The sequence below is a fragment of the Nostoc sp. genome (genome assembly GCF_041747015.1).
Taxonomy (GTDB): domain Bacteria; phylum Cyanobacteriota; class Cyanobacteriia; order Cyanobacteriales; family Nostocaceae; genus Nostoc.
On record NZ_JBGTFY010000326.1, the window covers coordinates 1 to 7,270 of the forward strand.

The 7,270-nt window shown below is 42.4% G+C and carries 11 protein-coding genes and 1 tRNA gene; 4 read left to right on the top strand and 8 right to left on the bottom strand.

The features are described 5' to 3' along the window. Positions 1–461: 461 nt before the first annotated feature. From cutA to ACEW80_RS26400, 4 genes are all read right to left on the bottom strand, one after another. Positions 462–794, bottom strand: a complete 333-nt coding sequence (cutA, locus tag ACEW80_RS26385; protein ID WP_373529441.1) for a divalent-cation tolerance protein CutA — start codon at positions 792–794, stop codon at positions 462–464. 5 nt (positions 795–799) lie between these two features. Continuing rightward, complete coding sequence (locus tag ACEW80_RS26390; protein ID WP_373529442.1) at positions 800–1,858, bottom strand: transposase; 1,059 nt, start codon at positions 1,856–1,858, stop codon at positions 800–802. A gap of 21 nt (positions 1,859–1,879) precedes the next feature. Further along, positions 1,880–2,731 (bottom strand): hypothetical protein, encoded by an 852-nt coding sequence (locus ACEW80_RS26395; protein WP_373529443.1) that lies wholly within the window; start codon positions 2,729–2,731, stop codon positions 1,880–1,882. Between the two features lie 140 nt (positions 2,732–2,871). Further along, positions 2,872–3,531, bottom strand: coding sequence for an Npun_F0813 family protein (locus tag ACEW80_RS26400; RefSeq protein WP_373529444.1), 660 nt, complete (start codon positions 3,529–3,531; stop codon positions 2,872–2,874). Positions 3,532–3,885: 354 nt separating this feature from the next. Between ACEW80_RS26400 and ACEW80_RS26405 the strand changes: the two genes are divergently transcribed. The 3 genes from ACEW80_RS26405 (at position 3,886) to ACEW80_RS26415 (ending at position 5,096) form a co-directional block, all read left to right on the top strand. Beyond that, positions 3,886–3,958 (top strand) — tRNA-Arg (locus ACEW80_RS26405). A gap of 216 nt (positions 3,959–4,174) precedes the next feature. After that, positions 4,175–4,639 (top strand): cation transporting ATPase C-terminal domain-containing protein, encoded by a 465-nt coding sequence (locus ACEW80_RS26410; protein ID WP_373529445.1) that lies wholly within the window; start codon positions 4,175–4,177, stop codon positions 4,637–4,639. Further along, positions 4,569–5,096, top strand: a complete 528-nt coding sequence (locus tag ACEW80_RS26415) for a DUF3122 domain-containing protein (RefSeq protein ID WP_373529446.1) — start codon at positions 4,569–4,571, stop codon at positions 5,094–5,096. The genes ACEW80_RS26410 and ACEW80_RS26415 overlap by 71 nt, the downstream gene beginning before the upstream one ends. 186 nt (positions 5,097–5,282) lie before the next feature. Here the strand turns inward: ACEW80_RS26415 and ACEW80_RS26420 are convergent, their stop codons facing one another. From ACEW80_RS26420 to ACEW80_RS26430, 3 genes are all read right to left on the bottom strand, one after another. After that, complete coding sequence (locus ACEW80_RS26420) at positions 5,283–5,621, bottom strand: XisI protein (protein WP_373529447.1); 339 nt, start codon at positions 5,619–5,621, stop codon at positions 5,283–5,285. A 99-nt stretch (positions 5,622–5,720) separates the two neighbouring features. Then, entirely contained in the window at positions 5,721–5,897 is a 177-nt protein-coding gene (locus ACEW80_RS26425; protein ID WP_373529451.1) for an element excision factor XisH family protein, read from the bottom strand. Beyond that, positions 5,898–6,521 (bottom strand): Uma2 family endonuclease, encoded by a 624-nt coding sequence (locus ACEW80_RS26430; RefSeq protein ID WP_373529448.1) that lies wholly within the window; start codon positions 6,519–6,521, stop codon positions 5,898–5,900. It abuts the gene before it with no gap. A 50-nt stretch (positions 6,522–6,571) separates the two neighbouring features. Here ACEW80_RS26430 and ACEW80_RS26435 point away from each other — a divergent pair, with 50 nt between their 5' ends. Then, positions 6,572–6,706, top strand: coding sequence for a hypothetical protein (locus ACEW80_RS26435; RefSeq protein WP_373529449.1), 135 nt, complete (start codon positions 6,572–6,574; stop codon positions 6,704–6,706). Here ACEW80_RS26435 and ACEW80_RS26440 read toward each other — a convergent pair. After that, a complete protein-coding gene (locus ACEW80_RS26440) occupies positions 6,700–7,047 on the bottom strand; it encodes a histidine phosphatase family protein (protein WP_373529450.1) in 348 nt (115 codons plus the stop codon). The two genes, ACEW80_RS26435 and ACEW80_RS26440, sit on opposite strands and share 7 nt — an antisense overlap. Between the last annotated feature and the right edge of the window lie 223 nt (positions 7,048–7,270).

Below are 7,270 nucleotides of genomic sequence, written 5' to 3' on the forward strand. Positions count from 1 at the left end.
CCTGAAGGGGACTTGACGCCACGCTCACGTGAGCTAGATCAAATTCTTCGTTTAGCCGCCTAGACCACCAGTTGCAACTTTTTGATACTTAGCTCAGGAATTTAATTTCTGGGTCAATTTCTGCAAAAGTATAGGTAGTTAGTGCTACCCAGTAGATTAATTAAGTTCCACCGACATCAATCATAGGAACTGAAGCGATCGCGTTTCAATCAATAGAGTTCTTGCATCAGAAATGTTGAATGATATCCTTCTTCTGTCACTCTGCGAAAACATTTACGATTTCTGAATTCTAGAGCTTTTGTATAGCAAGCGATGTCTACGACGGCCTACGCCTACGCGCGATTCTTTTTTAATAACAAATACAAGAGCCATTTTTTTTCTAATAGTATGGCTTGTATTCATTGCCTCATGAGGCTTCTAGCGATCGCCCTCCCGGAGAGTGACAGAAGAGGGATAACTCCTCAATCTTTACTTTTAACTTGCTGAGAAATCCACTGTAAGTAGGCTTGAGAACCAGCAACAATTGGTAAAGCGATAATTTCTGGCACTTCATAGGAGTGCAATTCCTTAATTTTGGCCTCCAAAACCGGAAATTGCGCCAAATCAGTTTTAATCAGTAATTGCCATTCTTGCTCTTTATGCAGTTCCCCTTGCCAGGTGTAAATTGAGTGGATTGGTAACAGACTCACACAAGCAGCGAGTTTAGCTTCCACAAGGGCATTTGCAATTGCTTCTGCCTCCTGTATGTTGCCAGTTGTCACCAATACCACACCATAGCCAGTCGGTGTCTCCATGACCTCTAAACGGTCGTAGACAAGGAGTAGACCTGACCATCAATTAACAGTAATGTAATGCCCTTAGCTTGCAGATGAGTACGAGCTTTATGGAGCATTTTACTATCGGGAACCTTAATCACGCGATCGCGTTTAGTAGAAAAGCGCTTGGCTACGCGATGGTTATCAAACACCGGCAGAGTTTTTTGCTGAGTTTCGAGGGTGGGAATTTGCCCCAAGTCACCAAAGTCCTTGAGAGGTCGGGTAATTAATTCCGAGGAACGGTCAATCACCAAATAGCAAGTTTTAGGCAAATTGGCTACCGACAAAGGTAGAACTTGAACTGATGCTTCACCTGGTCTTCGTTTTGTAACTAAAGGTCTTTGCTCATCCAGGTCATCATCATCAAAGTCTTCTTCCTCAAAGTCATCATCATCTAAATCATCATCATCTAAATCGTCCAAATCCTCTGATTCGTCTAGCAAGTCTTCACCCAGTATGTGCGCGATGACAGTCGCGCCTGGATGTGCATCCCTTAGAGGTGGGATGGGGATGCTGACTATTTCTGGCGGCTTCTGCTCTGGAGTTTCTAATTTCTCTATGACTCGGAGCTTCGGTTTTTCTGACGCTGAGGGGCGTCGCCGCACTCGTCTACTAGCAGCGATTGACTCCTCTGTATCCCCTGAGTCAAGTTCCTCCTGTACCGCTACCTCTACATGAATTACCCGACGCGGCTGTGGCTCAACCTTTGGAGTTGCCAAAGGTTGGCTTTCGCTGCGTGGAACTTCTATCTCAGGCTTTGGTTGCTCAGGTTCTGGTTGCTCAGGCTCTGGTTGCTCAGGCTCTGGTAGACTCAGTAGCGGTAACTGTTCATAGTTTACCTGTGCCCTTCCTTCAGGAGTTCTAGCAGCCCGCTTTAAAGAGACTAAGTATTCATACTCATCTTCTGGCAAAGTGCTTTTGAGCAGACGACTAATTGTCGAGTTACTTACACCATAGCGGTCTGCTAAAGTTGAAGTTGTTTCGGCAGTCTCTCGATATAACTTCAGAATTTCTTGCTTGTCAGAGTCTGTTAATTTTCTCACGGTAGATTCCAAAAATCTTTGTTAAGCTCGTTTTCGTCCGCTGGTACGCCGCGTTCGTCTGAGTGATGCGTCATATTCTAAGACAGCGCCCATGCCAAATAACACTCCACTAAACACCCAAAACACTTCTAATATCTCCCCACTTTGATAATCGGGGCTTTGGGCATATTTAAACCACATATCTGCAATGTAAAGCGAAAAGGCTGCCGCTGCAATCATTCGCCAAGACTGGGAAACTCTTCCCCCCCAAAATGCTAAGAGCAGAGTGGTAGCAATAATTAACAAAACCACATCGCTAACTACGTAAAACCAGTTCAAAATAGCGACTAGCAGTTCCGAGGGCGTTTCCTGTTGCATAGAAATCCACCATGCCAACAAACTACCGAATACTGCAATTGCTAACACAATTAGCCACTGCCATTTTTCCAGATTGATTCGCCTGGAAGCCACAGCTAAAATCATGCCTGCGCCAAGTAATAGATAAGTTAGTACAAAAAATATATCGCTTAAAGACACATCCGGTTCTTCTTTTAAAATTATTTCGGTATAGCCGAAAATTATCCCCCCAACGAAATAGGAAAGCATACCTAAGCCAATCAAGAGCCAAACATTCCGACCGCTGACGATTTGCGGACTCAGCCAGTTCTTCAAGCATAAGATACCGGCACTCAAATAAGCTAAACCTTCAAAAATATTTGTGCCAATCACATACCACTCGGCCCGGCTTTCTATGCCATCTGCTCCGGGAACTTTGGCACTAAACAACAAATAGTATAGCAGTGCCAGTACACCCCAGCCAATATTAGCTAAGACAAGGTTTTGAGTAGTGAAAATGGATTTAGAAAGAAAGGAATTGTCGTAAGAGTTATTCATAGGGCTTGACTATGTAGATGCAGTCTGGCAATATTTTGAGTTAAGGAACTGTACAATCAGCAGTTTTCCTGCCAGACAATACACAATGGGACACCAAAAGCAAGTGCCAACGGCAGGAAGTTGTTGAAAAAGTTTCCATGCTACTGCCATAGTTTACTCAGTGGCGATTGATTTAGCCAACTAATAAACAGCGATCGCTCGGCTTCTGGCATATCTTCTAACTTATAGATCACTTGTTTGGTAAAATTAGCATTGCCAAAATACGCTTTTCCTAGTCGATGCAGTTCTTGCAAGAGGATAACTACATGATTTTCTTGCCAAAGAGGCATTTTGGCTGTAGGCAAAGGATTAGTAGATATCAAATATTTAACTGCTTCTAGGGAAGATGCTTGGGGAAATTGCTTCTGCTTTAATACCTCCGCAATATCTTTTTCAAATAATGCAGCTTGCCGAGCCCCTAAAAACTCTTCAATGTCGATATAAACCCCTTGCAACAGTAAAATACTAGCTTGGCTCAAAATCCCCGTTTTACTATGACCACCCGTGTCATTACCAAGTTGCTCTAAACGGATTTTACCCCAAACGCTAAAGCGTTCCGGTTCCTCCAGTAAAACACAGGCTTTACCCCGGTTATCCGTTAATTCTCTCCATAAGGCTCTAGCTTCTTCCTCTTGACTAGCTTTGAAAACACTAATCAAGCGAAAAGTCTGCCCTTGATAAGTGAGGATCTGCATCTGCTGATCCTTTTTTGGGTGCTGAATGCTTGATATTTCAACATCCTGCCGTTTGAGAATAAACATGGCACTAGCAAATAACTCCTCACAGGGGCACTCTTAATATGGAATATATAATGGCATTTGGCAGCATCGCCAAGGCTGAAATTACCTAGCCTGCTGTGGGAATGGATCTAACTCGCGCCAGATACTTCACTAGGGTAAGCTACCCAGAGCAACCCGGCATAAGGCAAATAACCCTTTGACAACACAATATACTTAACCAATACCCCATCTGCTTCGTTTTTAATGTAAATTGACTAACTAGCGACTTGGATCTTAGCCTTGCTAGTGGGAAATCTGCAATTTTAGCTTGCTTCTTGGCAAGTGGGAACGATATAATAATGTCGGTGACTCCTTTGGGAGCCATTATTTCATATTGGGCGCGTAGCTCAGTGGATAGAGCCACGGATTTCTAATCCGTTGGTCGCAGGTTCGAGCCCTGCCGCGCCCGTTTTATGCTTCAGTTAGCTCATTCATCGTTTTTTTCCCCTTCTGCCTAACTCGATTATTTTATACGATAAAAGCCTGTAATGATTACTAGAAAATCATTTCAGTCTTTTATTTTCCAAATTCATAATTATTAAATCCGCTTTAATATGTGCGGAATGTGGGATCAAATGGACTCCACTTGGCTTTTTTCTCACCCATGTTGAACTGTCCCTGCTGGGTGAACATCATATTTATCCGTAACTTTATGCTAGTGTTTGGGCTGCTGAGTTTAGTTTTTGATTACCTTACCTTTGCGGCACTCCTATTGTTGCTGCACGCCAACTCAGCGCAATTTAGAACTGGTTGGTTTATGGAATCAGTGATTTCTGCATCTATGATTGTGCTGGTAATTCGGACGCGGCAATCTATTCTCACAAGCAAGCCAGGAAAGTACTTATTAATGGCAACGATCGCGATCGTTATTGTTACGCTCCTCATTCCCTACACCCCGCTTGCAGGTTTACTAGGGTTCCAACCCTTGCCGATTGAATTCTTTTTGGTGCTGGCAGCAATTGTCGGATTAAAAGGTCGTCAATTAATGATGATTTACATAGATTTAGAGAGGAATAAAAATGAAATCAATTTATCGTTTCATTGGGGCAACATTCATACTCGGAATGCTAGTCTGGACGTTGACTATTAATCTGGCGATCGCGCCAGCGAGAGCTACCATTCGTCAATTAGAAGAAGCCCCAGGACAAATGGTTTACCAATCCAGACAAACCTTGAAAGATCAGCACGGGAATAACTGGCAGGCGATCGCCTTTAAACGTACTTCTCCCAATGGCAAAAATAGTCTTGAACTGCGTTTAGTGGGGTTCATTAGTGCAGTAGAAATTGACCGCACTAAACCTTTATTGTTCGCTGATTCAATGGGTAAAACACTTTCTGCTGATGATACCTCCAGTATTCTTTTCACTGATTTATCTGCTCCCGAATCTAATGTAGGACAGTATGATATTCAGCCCTTGTTACCGCAGTTACAGCCAGAAATACCCCTCAGCTTGACGGTGCCAGTGATCGATGGTGAGGCGATTAATCTATCAGTTCCATCGTCCTTTGTACAAGATTGGCAAACACTCTTTTCTTCAAGAGAGTAGGTAGAGTTGAGTAGTCGCGCAAGTATAGAGAGAAGGCTGACGGGGTGACAAAGCGGCTGAAGCAAAAAAAATAGACGAGCGTGACTGTTACGCGATCGCAGTTTTGTTGATGTGAGCTCCGATCGGGCTGTAGTTGTGGTGAAAGGCGATTCCTACGGAGCGCTTCGCTATCGCTACTTTTACCCATCAGGCAACAGCAAACCCTGTATATTGTCGAACTTTAGGATGACGAAATCCAAGAACTATATCACTTTTAGAAACACCAGCACCCGTCAAATCATTTGCTATCCCCTCTTCAGTATCGTCATACTGAATCCAGATTTTATCGCCAATTAAACTCAGGTGAATAGGGGTAGAGTGAAGGTACTGATCGCCATTCCACCCAATGTCTAAAACTAAATATTGTCCTCGCTCATCATCAAATATAACTTGAGAGCTATAAGCATCAGGAAGAGAAGCACGATAATCTGCGTGACTTTGGAGTATGTTCTTAATGATTTCTCGATATCCTATTCGGTTATCCATTGAACAATAACCTCATTTTTATCATCAAAAACAATTAATTTGACAATCTGATTTGTAAGTAAAATCTGTCCTAATTCTATCGTAAATACACTGTTAAAGTTAAGCGAGAAACTGCAAGATAGATATCTCGCTCGATCCCTGTCTCATTGAGAATTTGGCGATACGATATAGGATATATTGCCCTAAAGCCTGTTCTAAATCTTTTACATCAGATTGTCCTACAAAACTTTTGACCTCAACAACAATCTTCTCAATTTCGTAAGGGGCGATCGCTATTTAAAAAGTCTTCAAAATTTCTGCGGCTGTCAATTTTAGGCTAGGGAAAGTAGTCGAAACAACTATCTGATTGCCCCGTAATTGCTGAATTTCATATTCTCCATTTGCTAGTGTGCAGATAGAGAGGGTAGGTTGTTTGGACTTCCCAATATGTCGAACACCTCCCAATCCAGCGTAGTCGGCAATCCAATATTCGGGAATGCCCAGAGTCGCGTAGTCTTCAACTTTACGGGCATAATCATTTTGCCAGTTGCTACTCACAACTTCCGCTACAAATTTAATTGAACTGCCTAACGTCAGAATTGACTGCTCACTCCAAATTGGTTCTTTAGTAAGCTCATGGCAATCGATAACTGCCACATCAGGTCGAAATGCAGTCATTCCAATGTTAGCAGGGCGAATAAGTCCTCGCTGAAGCACAAACCAAGGCAATCCCATTTGGTCGATCTGGACGCATACCTTTGTGGTAATAAAGGCTGCAACTTCTTCATGCAAGCCTGTTGGTTCCAAGTCAAATATATCTCCATCAATAAGTTCATAACGGTTATCGTCACGATAACGGACGATAAACTCGTCAAAGTTGAGTGCTTTCTGTTGAATTGGTCGGTCGGTTGCGAGTGCCATATATCAACTTAGCCCAATTAATACATTCATTCATTATATCGAAATATATAATGTTTTCATCTCGTGTTACCAGCGATCGCTTCAACAATCATCTTCTCAAGTTTGTAAGTGGCGATCGCTATCTCACTCAACAACAAATATTCTCAAATGATTTGATGTGTTTTAAAAGGCGATCGCCTCAATAATCATCCAGCCTCGCTGTCAGATAAACTGGTAGTTCCTGTTCGAGATCGCCTTTATATTTATTCCAACCATGCCAGTCTTCATCATCTGCCTGATGCTTGATGATCGCAATTCTCCCGTCGCAAATATTATTTACTTCTGTCAAGATAACGATCGCAGTTTCAATAGCTCGAAATAGCAGACTGGTAAAGCAAACTCTGACTCGATAATCTTTCAGTTTACAAGAGGCGATCGTTGCTTCTTCTCGCCCCTGTTCGCCTAAGGGAACATCAACCCATCCTGTAAATTTATTCTCTGCATTCCAAAGGCTCTGTCCGTGACGGATCAAAATTAATTTAGCCATTGTGTGTTTCTTCAGTGTGCGATCGCATGGATTTTGAGAAAGTTAATACTTCCTATACTTTTGCAGTTTTTACTATTTCTGTATGAGTAATAATACTCATGGCATGAGAAGAGGATTTCTTTAAAAACTAGTTCACTAACGCGTCGGACTAGTTATTTTTTTTACATAACTAGGTTGTTTCACACTTAATAAGCTTCATACGATAACTGCATTTTATTCTTGA